The organism is Leucobacter massiliensis (assembly GCF_002982315.1).
Classification (GTDB): Bacteria; Actinomycetota; Actinomycetes; order Actinomycetales; family Microbacteriaceae; genus Leucobacter; species Leucobacter massiliensis.
Genome location: NZ_MWZD01000012.1, coordinates 139,831 through 157,611 on the forward strand (window position 1 = coordinate 139,831; position 17,781 = coordinate 157,611).

Consider the following 17,781-nt stretch of genomic DNA (forward strand, 5'->3'; position numbering starts at 1 on the left):
AGCGGAGAGACGGATGAGGATGTTGTTCAGCAGGACGAGCGGCGGGAGACGAGCGCGCGGCGCCGCACCCGCACGCAAGGGATGGCGCCGGATCGGGGCCGGAGCCGTCGCACTCGCCCTGGCCGGGGGGCTGGGCTGGGCGCAGACCGCCCCGGCCACGGCGGCCACGGTCTACGAGATCGAGGGCGAGTGGCAGGCGGGCACCCCGAACCCGGTGAAGACCGGCGACAACATCGTCTCGGTGTGGCGCTACAACATCAATGACGACGCACCCGCACCCGGCAACGCGCCCGTCGACAATGTGACCGTGAACTTCACGGTGCAGCACGGCGTGTTCACCGTGCTGCCGGAGGCCTGCCTCGTCGAGGGCGTCGACCCCGCCTCCCAGATCTCGGCCGACGGCAGCTCCCTGCGCTGCAATCTCGGCACGCGCGATCAGGGGAGTGCCGAGCTGCTCCTCGCGGGGATCCGCGCGGTCGGCAACAGCGGTGATCGGGTGAGCGTGGGCGCCGAGATCGGCGGCGTCACGGCGCAGCTGCCTGAGATCCCCATCAAGAACGTGTTCGCCATGGATATGAAGTGGGACGGCGGCACGGGAACCCTGAACGAGGGAACCCAGCAGAAGGCGAACTTCCCGTGGTCGCTGCGGCACGCACCCGGCGGCGAGCCGGGACCCCAGACGATCACCTACGACCTCACGTTCACCGCCTCCGGCGGGGAGGTCCTGCTCCCGCACGCGGACGGCTGTGACGTGATACCCGGCTACTTCGCCGGGCATCCGCGGTCCGATGCTGATTCGAGCCCCCCGCGACGCGCGCCGTTCGTCACCCAGTGCAAGCTGGAGCCGACCGGCACGAACACCATGCGGCTCACCCTCACGGGCATCGACTACTCGAAGACGCTCCTGCCGACGGAGGACTCCGGCGGAGCGCCGTTGCCCACCGACTGGGACGTGGTCGCCGCCGGTGAAGTGAACGTCCAGTGGACGTGGAAGGGCACCACCACCCTCACCATCGACGCGAAGCCGACCGGCCCCTATGTCTCGGTCGACGGCGCGACTTCGAACGACCTGACGAACAACAACTCGACGAGCCGCGCCGTCACGCGCGGTATCTTCACGGGCGGCTGGCGCTTCAGCGGCCTGCGGCCGCAGCTGCCGGGAACGCAGTGGACGGATACCTCCCGGGCGATGGCCGGCGACACGATTCTCGCGAATGCCGGCGTCCTGCCTCCGGCGCCTGGGGAGCCCTCCGCCGGACTCTGCGTCATCATGGACTCCAAGTACGTCGACTTCGTGGATGCGGTCGTGGGAAGTCTCGAAGAAGGGGTCGTCACGCCCTACCCGGGCATCACCTACTGGTACTACACCGGCACGGGCGTGAACAACAACCTCAACCCCAACAGCACCAGCTACAACCCGAACACCTTCACCTGCGACGGGAGCGGCTGGACCACCACCAAGCCGAGCAATCCCGCCTCGATCCGTGCCGTCCGCGCAGAGATCACCGCCGCCGCAGGAGCGAACGTCACCGAGAGCCTGGCCATGCTGTACGTGCACAGCCGGATCAAGAGCAATGTGCCCGTGGGCCAGGACATCTGGACCTGGATGTCCTACAACCGGAACGGCGGCACGAGCTGGCAGAACCCGACCCGGTCCACCAATCCGAGCGACGTGCCGGCGACGGGCACATTGACCCCGGGCACCCGGTACCCCTTCACCTCGTCCGGGCGTGACATCATGCGCGTGATCGCGGCGAACCCGCGGGTCACCAAGGTCGCGGACCAGGACTACTCGGTTCCGGGAGCCACCGTGCAGTACACCGTGACCTATCGTGCCGAGGCGGGCTCGAACGTGACGGTTCCGAACTACACCCTCACGGACACCCTGCCCGCGGGCACCAGTTATGTGCCGGGCAGCGCCTCGACGGCGCCGTCCAGCCAGAGCGGGCAGAAGCTCACCTGGAATCTCGCGAACGTTCAGACGAACACCGACTACGTCATGACGTACAGCGTGCGCCTGCCCGCGGACGCCGAACCGGGGTCGGCCTTCACGAACGAGGTGACGGCGAACATCAGCGGCTCGACCGCGACGGCGACGGACACGGTGCGCATCCGCGACGGCGGCCTCGTGCTGCTCACCAAGACCGCGGCGGCCAGCAAGGTGCCGCACAACGGCGGAGCCGCCGAGGACTCGTGGACCGTGCGACTCACCTCGACGGACACCCGCAGCTCGGCCTTCACGGACACCATCGACGTCCTGCCCTACAACGGTGACGGCCGAGGCACCTCCTTCACCGGCGGCTACCGGCTGAGCGGCCCGGTGCAGGCGGCTGCGAACGCGACCGTCTACTACACGACGGCCGATCCGGCGACGCTCGTCGACGATCCCGCCCACGCCTCGAACGGCTCGGCCGGCAACGTCAGCGGCAACACCGTCGGCTGGTCGACCGACTTCACCGCCGAGGCCACGGCCGTGCGCGTGATCGGTCCGGCGCTCGCCGGTGGCTCCACCCAGGAGTTCGTCGTCGCCGTCGTCACCGAGGGCGCCACCCACGGCGACCGCTACGTCAACCGCGCCGAGTCGCGCGCCTCCCGCCAGGAGCTGCGCATGCGCACCTCCGGAGCCTTCGAGATCGGCGCCGTGAACTCGGTGACGATCAAGAAGTACGTCGCTGACGCTGAGCAGGAGTGGCACGACGCCAACGACATCGACGACGCACCGAGCGTCCACACCGGCGACACCCTGCCCTATCGTCTCGTCATCACGAACACCGGCGACCAGCCGCTGCAGAACGTCGTCGTCACCGACGACCGGGTGGATCTCGCGAAGCTCGACCCGCTGCCGGAGGGCCTCACCGTCGTCGACGGCAAGGCCGTGATCCCGGAGCTGCAACCCGGCGAGGAGAACCAGCTCGTGGTCGAGTACCAGGTGCCGGTCGCTGCGGGAACGCCCGCCGGCAACCTGGTCAACACCGCCTGCGTGGTGCCGCAGCCCGTCGACCCCGATGACGAGACCGCCCCCTCGGTTCCCGCCGAGGAGGACTGCGATCCGGCGGTCGTGATCGTGCAGCCCTCCTCGCTGTCCTGGGAGAAGGTCGCGGCGGGTACGCCCGACACCGAGCGTCTCGCCGGCTCCGAGTGGGAGCTCACCCCCGTCGACGAGAACGACGAGCCCGTCGGCGACCCGGTCCCGGTGACCGATTGCGTGGCCGACTCCGCCGCAGCGTGCGACGGACCCGATGTCGATCCCGCCGCGGGCGCATTCCGCATCGACCCGCTCGACGACGGCCGCTACCGTCTCGTCGAGACGCGGGCGCCCGCCGGCTACCAGCTCGACGCGACGCCCCGCTTCGTCGAGGTGCTCGGCGAGACCGCCCTGGAGCAGCCCATCGAGAACGTCCTGCAGGAGGGACCGGAGCTGCCGCTCACCGGCGGGGTGGGCACCCTCGGCTTCTGGGTCGGGACGGGACTGCTGAGCGTGCTCGCGGCCGGCGGTGTGCTGTGGCAGCGCCGGCGACGCCGCGCGGGCGCTCGCTGACCCGGGCAGAGCGGCCGGCTGTCGCCGCGCGCGGCCAGACGCATCGGCAGCGGCAGGGGCAGACCCTGCGGCAGCGGGTGCGCGGCCGCGAATGGCCCTGCCGCGGCCCCTTCGCTACGCTGAGGGTGGCCGAGCGGAGGGGAGGCTGTGATGCCGGGAGCAGAAGTGTCGCGGACGGACCGCTTCGAGCGGCGGAACCGTCTGTTCTCGGAGCGTCCTTTCCACCGTCTCGACGTGCAGTTCCACGGTCTGCAGGACATCCCGCACAACCCCCACCTGCAGGAGTACCTCTACACCGCCGGCATCGAGATCTCCCGCATCGAGGCCGCGCACGCACTGCGCGCGCGCATCGCGCACTTCCCCGAGTTCACCTTCGTGCACGCCGTGGTGCCGCCGCTCACGATCGTCTGGAGACGGGACCGCCTCTCGATCGGCCGCGCCCTCGTGCTGCTCGTGCGCGACGGCGGCCTCGAGTTCCCGGACGGAGCGCCCGTGGTGCGCCGCGAACCGGGCGCCTACCTCGTGCTCCCGGGGGACACCCCCGTGGAGATCACGGCCACCCGTCCGCGGACGGAGGTCGTCTACTTCAGCGTGCCCGCGCGCTTCGTCCGGGGGGTGCTCGACGCCGGGGAGGCATCCGTCTCGCCGACTCCGCTGCCGAGCGCGCTGCTGGCCCCCATGTATGCCTTCGCGGCGAACCTCTGCGCCCTGTCGCTCACGGACATCGACGACTTCTCTCCGCTGGAGTCGGCGGCGGAGGAGATCGCCCGCTCCACCGTGCGACTCATCGTCGGCCTCCCGGAACGCAGATCCCCGTCGCTTTTCAGCACCGCCGTGGAGCTGATCCTCGACGAATACCCCGATCGTGCCCTCAACAGCGCGCGCCTCGCGGAACGGCTGAAGGTCTCATCCCGTACGGTCCAGCTCGCCTTCCAGGCCGAGGGGACCACCGTGTCCGGGACGATCCGCCGCGTGCGCGCCGCCGCTGCCGCGCGCATCGCGCGGGAGCAGCCGGAGTTGCGCCGAGCGAGGATCGCCGAGCTCACCGGCTTCGGCTCCGTCGACGCGCTCGAACGCGCCCGGAACGCGGTGCGGCGCCGGGATCACGTGTCCTGAGACGCCCGCCCCCTCGGCGAGCCACGCGCTGCGCAGGCCCGCCCGCGCCCGCCGGCCGAGCGCCGATACCGCGTTCGGCTCGAGCGAGAGCTGCCGGGCGATCTCTCCGCGCGAGTGCCCCTCCACGAGCTGCAAGCGCAGCACCGTCCGCCAGCGCTCCGGCATCGCGTCGAACGCGGCGCGCAGCAGCCGCTGCTCCTCGGCCCGCAGCAGCGCTTCGTCGGCTCCGGCGGCTCGCGCTCCGGTCAGCGCGTCGAGCTGCTCACCGTCGAGGCCGGAGACCTCGTGACGGCGCTGCTGGAAGTGGCGGGCGGTGAGGTTGCGGGAGACCGCGATCAGGTACGCGCGGAAGTACTGCCGCGGGCCTCCGCCCGCGAGCAGCTGGCTCCACAGCTGTGCGAAGGCCTCCGCCACCATGTCTTCCGCGGCGTCGCGAGCGAGCGTGCGCACCGCGGCGATGGCGGCGCCGACGTGACGCCGCCACAGTTCCGCGTACGCGCCGCGCTCGGCCCGCCGCGCCGCGGCCAGCAGTTCCTCCTCCGTGTGATCGCACCACGAACGTCCCCGTTTCGGCATAACCGTGCTCCCCAGCTGTTCCCCGACCCCTGTGGTCTGAGAGCACGCTAGAAAAGGACGGTGCGCGGCGGAATCGCGATGCGCCGAATGCCGTCACGGCTGCGCGGAATGCGGCTCCGCGGGGATGCTCCGGCGGTTTCCGCGCGGAGGCTGCGGAGCGCGGGCGCGGAGCGCGGGAACGGCTCCGGGCGCTGCGCCCGTGGCTCAGCGGGGCGTCGCCGCGACCGGCCGGTGGAGGGCGCAGGCCGCGCCCGCGTGGGCGTCGCAGGCGACGAAGCGGCTCCGGCACGAGGGCTCGGCGCAGTTCGCGAGCCGCTTCGTGGCGGTGCCGCAGACGGCGCAGCGGCCCAGCACCGCGGCCCCGGGAGCGAAGTCCATCGTCTCGCGCCCGTCGAACACGGCGAGCGACCCCTCCCACAGCCCCTCGTTGCCGAAGGCCTCGCCGTAGCGCACGATCCCGCCGTCGAGCTGGTACACCTCCGTGAATCCGCGATCCCGCATCGCCGCCGAGAGGATCTCGCAGCGGATCCCGCCCGTGCAGTAGGTGACGACCGGCCGCTCCTTCAGCTCATCGAAGGCTCCGGCGTCGATCTGCGCGATGAAATCGTGGGTGGTGCGGGTCTCGGGCACCACCGCCCCGCGGAAGCGGCCGATCTCCGCTTCCCAGGCGTTGCGCCCGTCGAAGAACACGACCTCCTCGCCGCGCTCCTCGACCAGCCGGTGCACCGCCTCCGGCGAGAGGTGCTCGCCGCCGCCCACGACCCCGTCGGCGTCGACGCGCAGCTCCTCGGGGATCCCGAAGGCGACGAGCTCCTCCCGCACCTTCACGCTGAGCTTCGGGAAGTCGGCGATGCGCGCCCACGGCGCCGAGCGGTCGACGCCGTGCAGGCGCTCGGGCGCGCTCGCGACGAAACCGCTGCCGTCGCTCCACTTCGCGTCGAGACGGGCGAAGGGGCCGTACTCGCGCGTGCGCCGTAGATACCGCTTGCACGCGTCGAGCTCGCCCCCCACGGTGCCGTTGATCCCGTGCGGCGAGACGATGATCCGGCCCCGCAGCCCCAGCGACTCGCACAGCTCCCGCTGCCACAGCCGCACCGCCTCGGGATCCGGGATCGGCGCGAAGGCGTAGTACAGCAGGATCTTGGGCTCGCTCACCCGACCATGCTACGCGGGCTCGTGCTGGGCCGGCGGCGCGGCGAGCAGGGTGCGTGCGTCGTCGTAGGCGCCCGGCTCGTCCCGGACCGGCAGGTCGAAGATGCGGCTCGGCCCGCTGCCCGCGGTGTCGGCCGGCCAGCCGGGGTCGCGGTCGCGGGCGAAGGCGACCACCGCCCCGTGGATCGCGTCGGCGAGCGCCTGCGGGGGCTGCGGTCCCGCCACCCGCTCCACGCCGGCCGCGTCGAGGCGGTCGAAGACGAACGGCACGTCGCCGCAGTGCCCCGCCCGCGGCGGATCGTCGGGATGCCAGGCGAAACGGTAGCTCCAGGTGGGCCCAGCCACGGCCGAGACCGCACGGGCCTCGGCCGCACGCGGCACCCAGGAGCGGAACACCGCGTCGCTGAGGTAGCGCCCCAGCAGCTCCGCGCTTCCGGTGCACTCCGCGGCGCGGCGCGTCCGCAGCCAGGCCTCCGCCGCCTCCCGTGAGGCGCCCAGCGCGCGCAGCAGCACACGCCGGGGAGCCCGGTCGAGCAGCCCGCCCGGGCGGAACAGCCCCGTCAGCTCGTCGTCCGCCGTGCCGAGCACGAGCGGCACCCCGGCGCTCGGTCCCTCAGTGAGCGCCGCGAGGGTGTCGACGGGCACCACGTCCCCGTCCGCGACGGGCCCGAGCAGCAGGCCCGCACGCACGATGGCGTGCACATCGTGCAGCAGGTGCGGGGCGGCGGGTGAGGTGATGCGGGGCTGCAGGGCGAGCAGCTTCGACTCGGGGACCGAGGCGAAGCCAGCGGCGTCGGCGGTCACCCCGGCCAGGCGGGCCAGTCGCAGCGCCCTCCGCCTGGCGGCCGCGGCAGAGGGGTCCGCCACCGCGGGCGAGATCGCATATCCGCCGGAGAACAGCCCGGCCGCGTCCGGCACCCCGAGCAGGGTGAGCACGGCCCCGCCGCCCGCCGACTGGCCGGCGATCGTCACCCGCGAGGGGTCGCCCCCGAAGGCCGCGATGTGGTCCCGCACCCACCGCAGCGCGCATACCCAGTCGAGCACCCCGCGATTCGGCGTCGCGTCCTCCACCCAGCCGAAGCCCGCGAAGCCGAGCCGGTAGGAGACCGTGACGAGCACCACGCCGTCCCGGGCGAAGGCCCGCCCGTCGTACCAGGGACTCGCCGGAGACCCCGAGATGTAGCCGCCGCCGTGAATCCACACGAGCACCGGCAACGCGGCCGCGGGATCGGGATCCGGCGTCCACACGTTGACGCTCAGCGTGTCGTCGCCCGGCACGCTGTGCTCCGGGATCAGCGTCATCCCCGTCTCGCCGCGCTGCGGGGTCGGCCCGAACGCCCGCGCCTCGCGCACGCCCGTCCAGGCCGCCCGGGGCTGTGGCCGGGCGAAGCGCAGCGACCCCACCGGCGGCTCGGCGTAGGGAATGCCGCGGAACACCGCGATCCTGCCGCGTCCCTCGGTCTCGACGGCGGCCCCGGAGCCGGCAGCGCCCGGATCAGCGCGCTCCCACGTCCCGCGCACCGCGCCGGAGGGGGTCTCGACGATCGGGCCCCCCTCAGCCTCCGCCGCGCGGCTCAGGCCCGGGCCCTTCCCTCGGCCTCCCGCAGCTCGGCCTCCCGCGCCCCGCTCGCCTCGCGCACATCCGCGGCCTCCCGCACCTGATCGATGCGCAGCTGCTGCTCGGGCGTCCGGGTGAGCGGGGGGATCACCTGATGCTGGTCGGTGACGATGACGACGTCGTGGTCCACGTGCTCGGCCATCGCGTGCACCGCGTCGATGAAGTCGCGGCGGCGGATCGCGTCGAGCACGCGCGCGTGGTCGCGCTCCATCTCAGAGCCGGTCGCCACGTTCGCGAGGCGTCCGCGATGCTCGGGCGTGCGCAGCTGGTCGTTGATCCCCGCGTAGAGCGACGCCAGCAGCCGGTTCTTGGCCGAGTCGAAGATGAGGCGGTGGAACTTGCTGTCGAAGGCGCTGTCCTCCCCGCCCGTGGCAAGGCCCAGCACCGGGCAGCGCGTGCAGCCCACCTCTTCGGCGGCGGCCCGCTCGAGCGCGGCGAGATCCTCCTCCGTGCGATGGATCGTCGCCTGCTGCGCGGCCTCGATCTCCAGTGCCCGCCGGTAGCTGAGGATCTCCTCGAGGGTGAAGTCGGCGAGGAACTCATTCAGCAGCGTGCTCGTCGGCGCGGCCGATCGCACGAAGGTGCCCCGCCCGGGCAGCGTCTCGAGCATGCCCACGCTCGCGAGGGAGCGCACCGCCTCCCGCACCGTGGAGCGGCCCACGCCCGTCTGCTCCGCGAGCTCCGGCTCGATCGGGATCCGGCTGCCCACGGGCCACTCGCCGGTCGTGATCTTGCGCCGCAGGTAGGCGAGCGTTGCGCGAGCACGCTCGGATCCCGTGGTCATCGCCATGCTCACTCCGCTCCGATCGAGGCCCCATCGTCTGAGAACACGAGTATATCGAGCGCCGCCGACCGCCCCCTGGAGCGGGGAGTGCCGGAGGCCTAAGCTGGGGGCACCGACCGCGGGGCCCATCGCGCGGACGCCGTGGACATCGACACACGAGGGAGAGCCATGACGCAGCCGAGCCGAGGACCGATCAACCCCTACGCGGGCATGCGCGAGGTGCCCGCCTTCGCCCTCCACAGCGACGAGATCCAGGACGGAGAGCCCCTGCCGGCCGAGGTGTACGCGGCCGACGCGGGGGGATCGAACCGTTCGCCGCAGCTGAGCTGGTCGGGCTTCCCGGCGGAGACGAAGAGCTTCGCGCTCACCTGCTTCGACCCCGATGCGCCCACCGGCTCCGGCTTCTGGCACTGGGCCGTCGCCAACATCCCGGTGGGCGTCACGGAGCTGCCGGCGGACGCCGGCTCGCTCGGCGGCGGACTGCTGCCGGAGGGCGCCGTCATGCTCCCCAACGAGATGCGGGAGCCCGCCTTCACCGGCGCCGCACCGCCCGAGGGCACCGGCGTGCACCACTACTGGTTCGTGGTCCCCGCGCTCGACGTCGAGCACATCGATGTCGACCCGCAGGCCACGCCCGCCGTGCTCGGCTTCATGATGCGGGACGCGGTCATCGCCCGTGCCGTCATCGTCGCGACGGGGGAGTTCGGCGGCGCAGCCTAGCCTCCCACCTTCCACCCAATCCCCCTCCCAACCCTCCTGCTCCTCGCTGGCTGCGAGTGGCGGCGGGGCGGGGGCGGGGGCGTGTCCCTGCGGCCCGCGACGGCCGGGGGCGAGCGTCCTCAGAGCTCCGTCGGACGCGGCGCGGGGGAGCATGATCCGCCTCGCCTCCGCCTACAGTGGGGAACATGGCTGCTGAAACTCCGGGCGAGGTGTGGGCCGTCGTCGCCGACCGGGCCGAGAGCCGGACCGCCGCGCTCGTCGCCGCCCTGCGCGAGCACCCGGGCGCGCTCGACACGCGCGGACGGGACCTGCTCGGCGGCGACCCCGAATCGCTCGAGTTCGCCCGCCGCCTGCTCAAGCTCATCGGCGAGACCGAGGACGCGATGACCTCCGCCCTCGGCCTCCACGGCGCCGCGCAGGACGTCCCCCGCTCGCTGCCCGCCCGCGACCGGCTGGCGGTGCGCGCGGGCGGCGCCGCGTCGCTCGGGCTGCCGTGGGCGGTGGTGCCCGTCGCGCGTCGATGGCTGCGCGAGCGGGTCGCGAAGCTGGTGGTCGCCGCCAGGCTGCCACCAGCTTCCCCGGCGCGGCTGAGCCGGCTCACCGACGCACTGCGTCGTCACTCCGACGCCGGCCTGGTCCCCGTCACCGTGCCGCTCGGCGAGACCGTCCACGGCCCCGACGCCGCAGCAGCGGAGGCGGAGCGCCTCGCCGCGCTCGCCGCCGTCCCCACCGTCACGCACCTCGTCGTCGACCCCGCCCGCATCGCCCCCGGCGGGAGCGACTGGTCCGCGGAGGACGACGTGGCCCGTGCCGCGCGAGCCCTGCGGCCCGTGCTCGAGGCGGCGATCGCGCACGACACCACCGTGCACCTGGAGGCGCGGAGCGTGCGCTGGGCGAGACTCCTGCCCGAGCTGGCCGTGCGCGCCCTCATCGACGCAGAACTCGACCGGGCCCGCGTCGCCGTGCGGCTCATGGCGGAGCTGCCCGAGTCGCGCGAGCACTACGATCGGCTGAGCCGCTGGGCGCAGCGGCGCGTCGCCGACGGCGGCGCCCCGCCCGAGATCGTGATCGGGGTCTCCGGCGTCGCCGGGGCGGAGCGCATCGCGTCCCTGCAGAGCGGCCTGCCCGTGCCCGTCATCGAGGGGCGCCGTGACACGGTCGCGCAGCTGCTGCGCCTCACCGAGCTCGCGCTCCATCCCGGCCGGGCGGCCGTGCTGCGACCCGTGATCGCGACGGAGGATCCGCTCGTGCTGGGCGCCGTGTCCGCCCTCGCCGAGCACCTCGACGTCGCCGCTCTGTGCTCCGTGCAGTTGCGCGCCGGCGTCGCCCCCGGCCTCGCCGAAAGCCTCGCCGGCTTCGTCTCCGAGGTGCGGGTGGCCATCCCCGTCGTGGCACCCCGGGAGTTCGCCGGGGCGGTCGAACCCCTCGTCGGTCTTCTCGCGGAAGCCGCCGACCCCGACTCCGCGCTCGGGCGGCTCACCGCCCTCGTGCGCGACCCGGACCTGGAGGGGCAGCCCGAACTGCGGGCCGACCGCGTCCTCTTCCGTGAAGCCGTCGCGCTCGCCGCCGAGCCGGCCCCCGCCTCGCATCGCACCCAGCTGCGTGCGCGGGAGTGGGATCCGAGCGAGCGCGACAGCGCGCTCTTCTACCGTGCCCCCGACGAGCCGTCGCGACACGACACGGGCGGGCTCACCGCGGCGGTCCTCGGCCTCACGCGCGACGCCACCGGCGAACTGGCCATCGAGGAGATCAACCCCGCCATCCCCATCCCGGTCGTCTCCCCCTCCGGCTTCGCGAACGAGCCCGAGACCGACGGCAGCCTCTCCGCGAACCGGGACTGGGCGCGGGAGCTGCTCGCGGAGGCCGCAGCCGCGGTCGCCCAGCGCGACGCGATCAACGAGACCGTGGCCCTGTCGCCGGCGGACCTCGATCCCGGGCACGCCGCCCACGAGGCGCGCGAAGCCGCCCTCCGCTGGACGGATCTGCCGCACCACGCCCGAGCCGCCCGCCTGCGCCGGGCCGCTCTCGGCGTCGTCGCCGCGCGCGATCGGCTCCTGCCGGCCCTCGCCGCCGACACGGGCGCCCCGATCGGCGAACTCGACGCCGAGATCAACGACATCGTGGACGCCGCCCGCTACACCGGGCAGCTCGCGGAGGGGCTCGCCGCCGTGCGCGGCGCCGCCTTCGTCCCCCAGCGCCTCACCCTGGTGGCCGCGGACGCCCGGGCGCCGCTCTCGGAGCAGGCGGAGGCGGTGCTCTCGGCGCTCGCAGCCGGCAGCGGGGCGCTCTGGGCGGTGCCGGAACGGCTGCGCCGCTCCGCCGAAGCGCTGCTCGAAGAGTGGGAGGCGGCCGGGCTGACGGCCGGAGCGGTGCGCCTGGAAGCCGTGAGCATCGGCCGCACGCTCGCCGAGCTCGCGGCCCACCCCGAGGTGGACCGCGCGGTGGTGCTCGGCGAACGGGCCGCCGCCCGCGAGCTTGCGCGGCGCCGGCCCGATCTGCGCGTCGAGGGACGCTTCCACGCGCGCGGGTCCATCCTCGTCACCTCCTCGGCGGAGGTCGACCGCGCCGTCACCGATGTCGTCGCATCGGCGTTCCGCGGCGCCGGCTCGGATCCGCGCGCCGCCCACGCCCTCGTGCTGCTCGGGGGCGCGGCCCGCTCACGCCGCCTGCGGGACGCGCTCGCCGACGCGGTGCGAGCGCTGCGCCCCGGCGACACCGCCCGCCCCGGGCCCGCGGATCCGCTGTCCTTCGACGTCGGACCGCTGCCCGCCCCGCCCGACGAGGCCGGTCGGCGGGCGCTGACCGAACTCGGGCGCGGGGAGGAGTGGCTGGTCGAACCGCGCCGCCTCGACGAGGAGGGGCTGCTGTGGAGTCCTGGCGTGCGGCTCGGCGTGCCCGCCCGCTCGCGCTTCTGGGACGACGCCCGCGGCGTGCCGGTGCTCGGCGTCGCCCACGTGCACACCCTCGGCGAGGCGCTCGCCCTGCAGAACGCCCCCGGCAGCGGGGTCGCCGCGGGACTGCAGTCGCACGACCCCGAGGAGATCCTTGCCTGGCTGGGCGGCATCGAGGCGGCCTCCGTCTCGATCAACCGCCCGACCACGGCGGCCCGCATCGAGCGCCAGCCCGGTGGCGGCTGGAACGACGCCTCGATGGGGATGGCCGCCATGAGCGGCGGCCCGAACCGGCTGCTTCCGCTGGGTTCGTGGCTGCCCCGGCCGGGCACCCGCAGCGAGACCCTCCACCTGCGCGGGCTGGAGCCCGAAGTGCGGATGCTCGTCGAAGCCGCCCAGCCCCTCCTCGACTACGAGTCCTTCGACGAGGTGCGCCGCGCCGCACTCTCCGACGCGCTCGCGTGGCGCACCGTCTTCGCCGCAGAACGCGACACCGCGGGGCTCGGGATCGAGCGCAATCTGATCCGCTACCGCCCGGTGCCCACGCAGCTGCGGCTCGCCGAGGGGGCGCGGATGGCCTCCCTCGTGCGGGTCCTTGCGGCGGCGCTGCTGGTGCGCGCGCCGGTCACCGTCTCCACCGGGGAAGTGCTGCCCGCCGAGTTGAGCGCGCTGCTCGACCGGCTCGGGATCGAACGCTCGCTCGAGCGCGACGACGACTGGGTGCAGCGGCTCGCGGTGGCCGGTCCCGTGGGCGCCGACGGCGCGACCGCCTCCCGCGTACGGCTCATCGGCGGTGACCCCGTGCGCACGGCGGAGTGGCTCGGCGGACTCGACCGCACCGCGCTCTGGGCGGAGCCCGTGACGATGGCGGGGCCGGTGGAGCTGCTCACCCTGCTGCGCGAGCAGGCCGTGTCGGCGCGTGCGCACCGGCACGGGCTCGTGGACCCCGAACTCGAGCTGGGGTAGGCGCCCGCCCCGGGCGGGTGCGGGGCCGGCGCGGTCCAGGGCCGGGGCCGGGGGCGGCGACGGCGAGACTAGCGGATGCGCATCGGCAGGTGCGGGATCCCGTCCTCCAGGAACTCCGCGCCGCAGACCACGAAGCCGAAGCGGCCGTACCACTCCGCGAGGTGGGCCTGCGCATGGATCAGGATCGGCCCGTCGCCGCACTCTGCGATCGCGGCCTCCAGCAGCGCGGCCGCCACGCCCCGCCCGCGCCAGGCGGTGGCCGTGGCGACGCGGCCGATGCTGTGCATGCCGGGCTCCCGGCCCTGCTCGTCGAGTACCCGCATCGTTGCGACCACCGCGCCCTCTGCGTCCTCGGCCCACAGCTGCGCGCAGCCCGCTTCGAGATCGCGGCCGTCGAGGTCCAGGTAGGCGCACTCCTGCTCGACGCCGAACACCTGCTGACGCAGCTGCGCGATGCGGTAGAAGGTGGTCGTGGGGATCTCGCCGATGTCGTGCGCGCGGCACAAGCGCAGGCCGGCAGGAAGCTGGGTCATCAGGCGATTCTTTCACGCCCCGCCCCGACCCCGCCGCCCCGATCCCGATTTCCCTTCGGCCGCGCGACACTGGTAATGTGATCTCTCGGTCGTGTTCGCGCGACCGACGGCGGGTTACCCGAGCGGCCAAAGGGGGCTGACTGTAAATCAGCTGGCACTGCCTACGGGGGTTCGAATCCCTCACCCGCCACTGCAGAGGCTCGCTCCTTCGGAGCGGGCCTCTTTCGTGCCGGGTGCGAGCTCATCGAGAACCCCTGACTGGCGCCGAGGGCGGCGCCAGCGGCAGGCGCGCGCACCGCGTTGCACCCCGAGCGAGCGGACGGGCGGGCCGGCCCGCGGCTCAGTTCTGGAAGTTGATCTGCTGTCCCGTGACGAGGGGGTAGGTGACGAGCGCGTCCGAGTCGAGGTCCTCCCGGTGCATGTCGACGGCGCTGAGCTGGCTGTTCTCGTATGTCCGGTAGTAGTAGATCCCGCGATCGGTGTTGCAGCAGGAGGAGTAGATGGTGATCTCGTACTTGTCGTCGTCCTCGACGAGCACGCAGCCACGCTGCTGTGCGACGGACCCCAGGATCTGGAAGAACTGGCTCAGCGACTCCGACTCGGACTCCCCGCACACGGAGTTCATCTTCGTGAAGACCGCCCGGACGAACCGCGACTTCGACGAGAGGTCCCCCGGCAGGCCGATCGCCCCCATGCCGCGGCTGTACGCGTCGAATGAGAGCGACTCGGCGAAGGAGTTGCGCGGCTGCCGGGGCGACAGGTGCATGTAGTCGTTGAGCGAGAAGCTCTGGATGTCGAAGGTGGGGTTGTTGGTGAGCACCCCGTACGGGTTCTGGTACACCTTGAGGCCCTCCCGCACGCTCTCCACGGTGAGGCTCCGCTCCCGGTCGGCGATGATCCAGTGGAGCGGCGACTGCGGGTACTCCTCGCTGAAGGGGATGTCGGCGAGGTTCACGCTCTCCAGCGCCCGCTCGGCCTCCTCGACCGAAGCGCAGGAGCCCAGGATCCACGGAATGAACTCGAACGGCGCGATGTTCGTCCGCTCCGGGTCGACGGGCTTGTAGTCTGCGTTGTCGGGGAAGTTGAGCCCCGCCATGCTCAAGCCCGCCTCGTTGCTCGCGTCGTAGTAGAGGGGGTAGCCGTCCGCCACGGTCGCCATGCCGATCATGGCGTAGTGCTCCTTCGAGCTCGGCTGCATGCGGAAGTCGAAGGGGAAGCGACGCGGCGTCACCGTCACCGTCTCGTGGTACGAGAACTCCAGGTCCAGGTTCCTCCCGAAGTAGTGGTCGTGCGTGGTGAAGCTCAAGCCTGTGCACATCGTCCCTGTCCCCCTTGACCCTCTGCGTGGTGTTCCCGCTCCCAATTATTGGTCGAGATTCTTAATATGTCCAGGGATGCCGCGTGCGGATCAGGCCGGGCGCGCGGGGTGCCCTCGCTGCGCCCGGAGGCGTAGGGTGAAGTCATGAGGGAACGCGGAAGACGGGGGCGGCTGGTCGCGAAGGGGCTCCTCGGGGCCGGTCTGGTCTTCGCCGGGACTGCGCACCTCACGTGGGCGCGCACCGAGTTCCGGGCTCAGGTGCCCGACTTCGTGCCGCTCGACCCCGACACCACCGTCGTCGCCTCGGGTATCGCAGAGGTCGCGCTCGGAACGGCGCTCGCCGTCGCCCAGGGACGTCGTGCGCGCCGGATCGGCGTCCTCGCCGCCGCGTTCTTCGTCGCCGTGTTTCCCGGCAATCTCGCCCAGTACGTCCATCGCCGGGACGGTTTCGGGCTCGACACGGACCGCAAGCGGCTCGTGCGGCTCTTCTTCCAGCCGGTGCTCGTGGCTGCCGCGCTCTGCTCGACCCGTCGCTGAGCGACGGAGCTTTCGAGACGCAGGCCCCGCGCGTCGCGGCTCGCGGCTCAGTCCCGCGGGGGCCGGGCGGCAGCGGGTTCCGAGCCGCCCAGCCGGAGGGTCGTGAGCAGGCCGATCAGCAGCGCGCCGGTCCCCACCCACGCGGCCACCGAGACGCCCTGCGTGAGGGCCTCGCGCGCCGCGGTCGCGATCTCCGCGGTCGCGGGGGAGGCCGCGAGCTGCGCGATGAGCGCACCGGCGGAGTCGGAAACACCGCTCACGAGCTTCTCGACGCCGGGGTCGGCGGCGATCTGCTCCGAGAGCCGCGCCTCAGTCCCCAGACGCAGGGTGGAGAACAGCGCGGTGCCGAGGATCGCGATGCCCAGGGCCGAGCCCACCTGCCGCGCCGTCGACTGCGTCGACGAGGCCTGACCCGACTTCTCCATCGGAACATCGGCGAGGATCAGCTGCGTCAGCTGCGCCGTCGCGAAGCCGACGCCCGCACCGTAGACGAACAGCGTGACCCCCGTCACCCACAGCGAGCCGTCCGGTCGGATCAGCAGCGCGAGAGCCACGAGCGCCCCGATCTCCAGGACGAGCCCGAGCCGCACGAGCTGCACCGCCGTGAGGTGCCGGGAGAGCGGCTGGATCGCGCCGCTCGCCACGAAGGAGCCGACCGCCAGCGGCAGCAGCGCGAGCCCGGCGTGCAGGGCGTCCATGTCGCGCGCGTACTGGAACCAGAGCGGGAGCGACAGGATCAGCCCGAACTCCCCGAGGGACACGGTGAGCGCCGTTACATTGCCGTTGCGGAAGGAGCGGATGCGGAAGAGCGACACGTCCAGCAGCACGGAGCGGCCGGCGGCGACGCGGGCCCGTTCGCGCAGCAGCAGCGCGCCGAGCACGAGGACACCCAGGGCGAGCATCACCGGGATCACGCTCAGGCCGCCCAGGCTCACGGGGGCGGCCTCCGTGGCGGTCCACCACCCATAGCTGCGGCCCTCGATGAGGGCGAACACGAGCAGTCCGAAGCCGAGGACGGAGGCGAGGGCGCCGACCCAGTCAGTGAAGCGGCCGGCGCCCTCGGTGCGCGACTCCGGAACGCACACCAGCAGCCCGGCGATGACGAGCACGCCGATCGGCACGTTGATCCAGAACGCCCAGTGCCAGGAGAACGCCGAGGTGAGCCAGCCCCCGAGCACGGGCCCCACGGCTGCCATCGAGCCGATCGTCGCGCCCCACACCGCGAACGCGATCCCGCGCTCCTTGCCGCGGAAGTTCGCGTTGACGAGCGCGAGGGTGGTCGGCAGGATCATGGAGCCGCCGAGGCCCTGGACGGCCCGCGCGCCGATGAGCAGGGGCCCCGTCGGCGAGAACGCGCACAGCACGCTCGCGCCGATGAAGATCACGAGGCCCGTGAGGAGCAGCCGGCGACGCCCGATCCGGTCGCTCGTCGTGCCCCAGACCAGGAGCAGGGAGGCGAACACGAGCGTGTAGACCTCCTGCACCCACTGCACCTGCGTGGTGCTGAGGCCCAGGGAGGTGATGATGTCGGGCGTCGCGACCGACACGATCGTCGCGTCCATGATGATGATCGCGACGGCGAACGATATCGCGGCGAGCCCCCACCAGCGGAGCCGCGTGAAGCGGTCATCTGCATTGCCCATGTTCCGCATCGTACTCCCCTGCCGCGGGAACGGATGGGGCGCTCCGGAAACGCGGCGAGGCCCGGCGGGTTCCGCACCCAGCCGGGCCTCGCGCGTCGGTCCCCGCTGGGGCGCGGGCCCTACTGGTCCTCGCGGAGGCCTTCCTTCGCGTCGTTGCGCGCCTTGACGGCGTCGCGCTCGGCCTCGGCCTTCTTGACCTCGCCCTCGGCCTTCAGTTCGTCGACCTTGTCCTTGGCCCGGTCGATGCCGTCCTCGACGGCCCGGCCGACCTTCTTCGCCGCCGCTTCGGCGGTCTCCTTCGCGTCATCCAGGAAACCCATGGCGTACCCCCTCCTGTTCGAATGGAACTGCAGGCTCCCACGCCGGCAGGAGGCCGGTCAAGTCGCGCG

At 72.9% G+C, this 17,781-nt stretch carries 12 protein-coding genes and 1 tRNA gene; 5 read left to right on the plus strand and 8 right to left on the minus strand.

What is annotated here, in order from left to right; translation table 11 throughout:
* The first annotated feature begins 19 nt into the window (after nt 1-19).
* Nucleotides 20-3,538 carry a DUF7507 domain-containing protein gene (locus B4915_RS01720; protein WP_181158425.1) on the plus strand — a complete coding sequence of 1,173 codons (3,519 nt, stop codon included), beginning with the start codon at nt 20-22 and terminating at the stop codon, nt 3,536-3,538.
* A gap of 906 nt (nt 3,539-4,444) precedes the next feature.
* Here B4915_RS01720 and B4915_RS01725 read toward each other — a convergent pair.
* From B4915_RS01725 to B4915_RS01740, 4 genes are all read right to left on the minus strand, one after another.
* On the minus strand, nt 4,445-5,230 hold the full coding sequence (locus B4915_RS01725) for an RNA polymerase sigma factor (protein WP_105804116.1): 786 nt from the start codon (nt 5,228-5,230) through the stop codon (nt 4,445-4,447).
* Nucleotides 5,231-5,434: 204 nt separating this feature from the next.
* On the minus strand, nt 5,435-6,385 hold the full coding sequence (locus B4915_RS01730) for a tRNA uridine(34) hydroxylase (RefSeq protein WP_105804117.1): 951 nt from the start codon (nt 6,383-6,385) through the stop codon (nt 5,435-5,437).
* Between the two features lie 9 nt (nt 6,386-6,394).
* Nucleotides 6,395-7,903 (minus strand): carboxylesterase/lipase family protein, encoded by a 1,509-nt coding sequence (locus B4915_RS01735; protein WP_245907292.1) that lies wholly within the window; start codon nt 7,901-7,903, stop codon nt 6,395-6,397.
* A gap of 53 nt (nt 7,904-7,956) precedes the next feature.
* Nucleotides 7,957-8,790, minus strand: a complete 834-nt coding sequence (locus B4915_RS01740) for a FadR/GntR family transcriptional regulator (protein ID WP_105804119.1) — start codon at nt 8,788-8,790, stop codon at nt 7,957-7,959.
* Between the two features lie 162 nt (nt 8,791-8,952).
* Between B4915_RS01740 and B4915_RS01745 the strand changes: the two genes are divergently transcribed.
* Both B4915_RS01745 and B4915_RS01750 read left to right on the plus strand, forming a co-directional pair.
* Complete coding sequence (locus tag B4915_RS01745) at nt 8,953-9,504, plus strand: YbhB/YbcL family Raf kinase inhibitor-like protein (RefSeq protein WP_105804120.1); 552 nt, start codon at nt 8,953-8,955, stop codon at nt 9,502-9,504.
* A gap of 185 nt (nt 9,505-9,689) precedes the next feature.
* Nucleotides 9,690-13,361, plus strand: a complete 3,672-nt coding sequence (locus B4915_RS01750) for an aldehyde dehydrogenase family protein (protein ID WP_105804121.1) — start codon at nt 9,690-9,692, stop codon at nt 13,359-13,361.
* A 68-nt stretch (nt 13,362-13,429) separates the two neighbouring features.
* On the opposite strand, the gene B4915_RS01755 is transcribed toward B4915_RS01750, so the two are convergent.
* Nucleotides 13,430-13,894, minus strand: a complete 465-nt coding sequence (locus tag B4915_RS01755) for a GNAT family N-acetyltransferase (protein ID WP_105804122.1) — start codon at nt 13,892-13,894, stop codon at nt 13,430-13,432.
* A gap of 108 nt (nt 13,895-14,002) precedes the next feature.
* Here B4915_RS01755 and B4915_RS01760 point away from each other — a divergent pair.
* A tRNA-Tyr gene (locus B4915_RS01760) sits at nt 14,003-14,084 on the plus strand.
* Between the two features lie 150 nt (nt 14,085-14,234).
* Here the strand turns inward: B4915_RS01760 and bsh are convergent.
* The gene (bsh, locus tag B4915_RS01765) at nt 14,235-15,200 is read right to left on the minus strand and encodes a choloylglycine hydrolase (protein WP_281258183.1); all 966 of its coding nucleotides are present in this window, start codon (nt 15,198-15,200) and stop codon (nt 14,235-14,237) included.
* Nucleotides 15,201-15,356: 156 nt separating this feature from the next.
* Here bsh and B4915_RS01770 point away from each other — a divergent pair, with 156 nt between their 5' ends.
* Nucleotides 15,357-15,749 carry a DoxX family protein gene (locus B4915_RS01770; protein WP_105804124.1) on the plus strand — a complete coding sequence of 131 codons (393 nt, stop codon included), beginning with the start codon at nt 15,357-15,359 and terminating at the stop codon, nt 15,747-15,749.
* Nucleotides 15,750-15,796: 47 nt separating this feature from the next.
* On the opposite strand, the gene B4915_RS01775 is transcribed toward B4915_RS01770, so the two are convergent.
* Nucleotides 15,797-17,392 carry an MFS transporter gene (locus B4915_RS01775; protein ID WP_105804125.1) on the minus strand — a complete coding sequence of 532 codons (1,596 nt, stop codon included), beginning with the start codon at nt 17,390-17,392 and terminating at the stop codon, nt 15,797-15,799.
* Nucleotides 17,393-17,511: 119 nt separating this feature from the next.
* Nucleotides 17,512-17,712, minus strand: coding sequence for a hypothetical protein (locus tag B4915_RS01780; RefSeq protein ID WP_105804126.1), 201 nt, complete (start codon nt 17,710-17,712; stop codon nt 17,512-17,514).
* Nucleotides 17,713-17,781 lie beyond the last annotated feature (69 nt).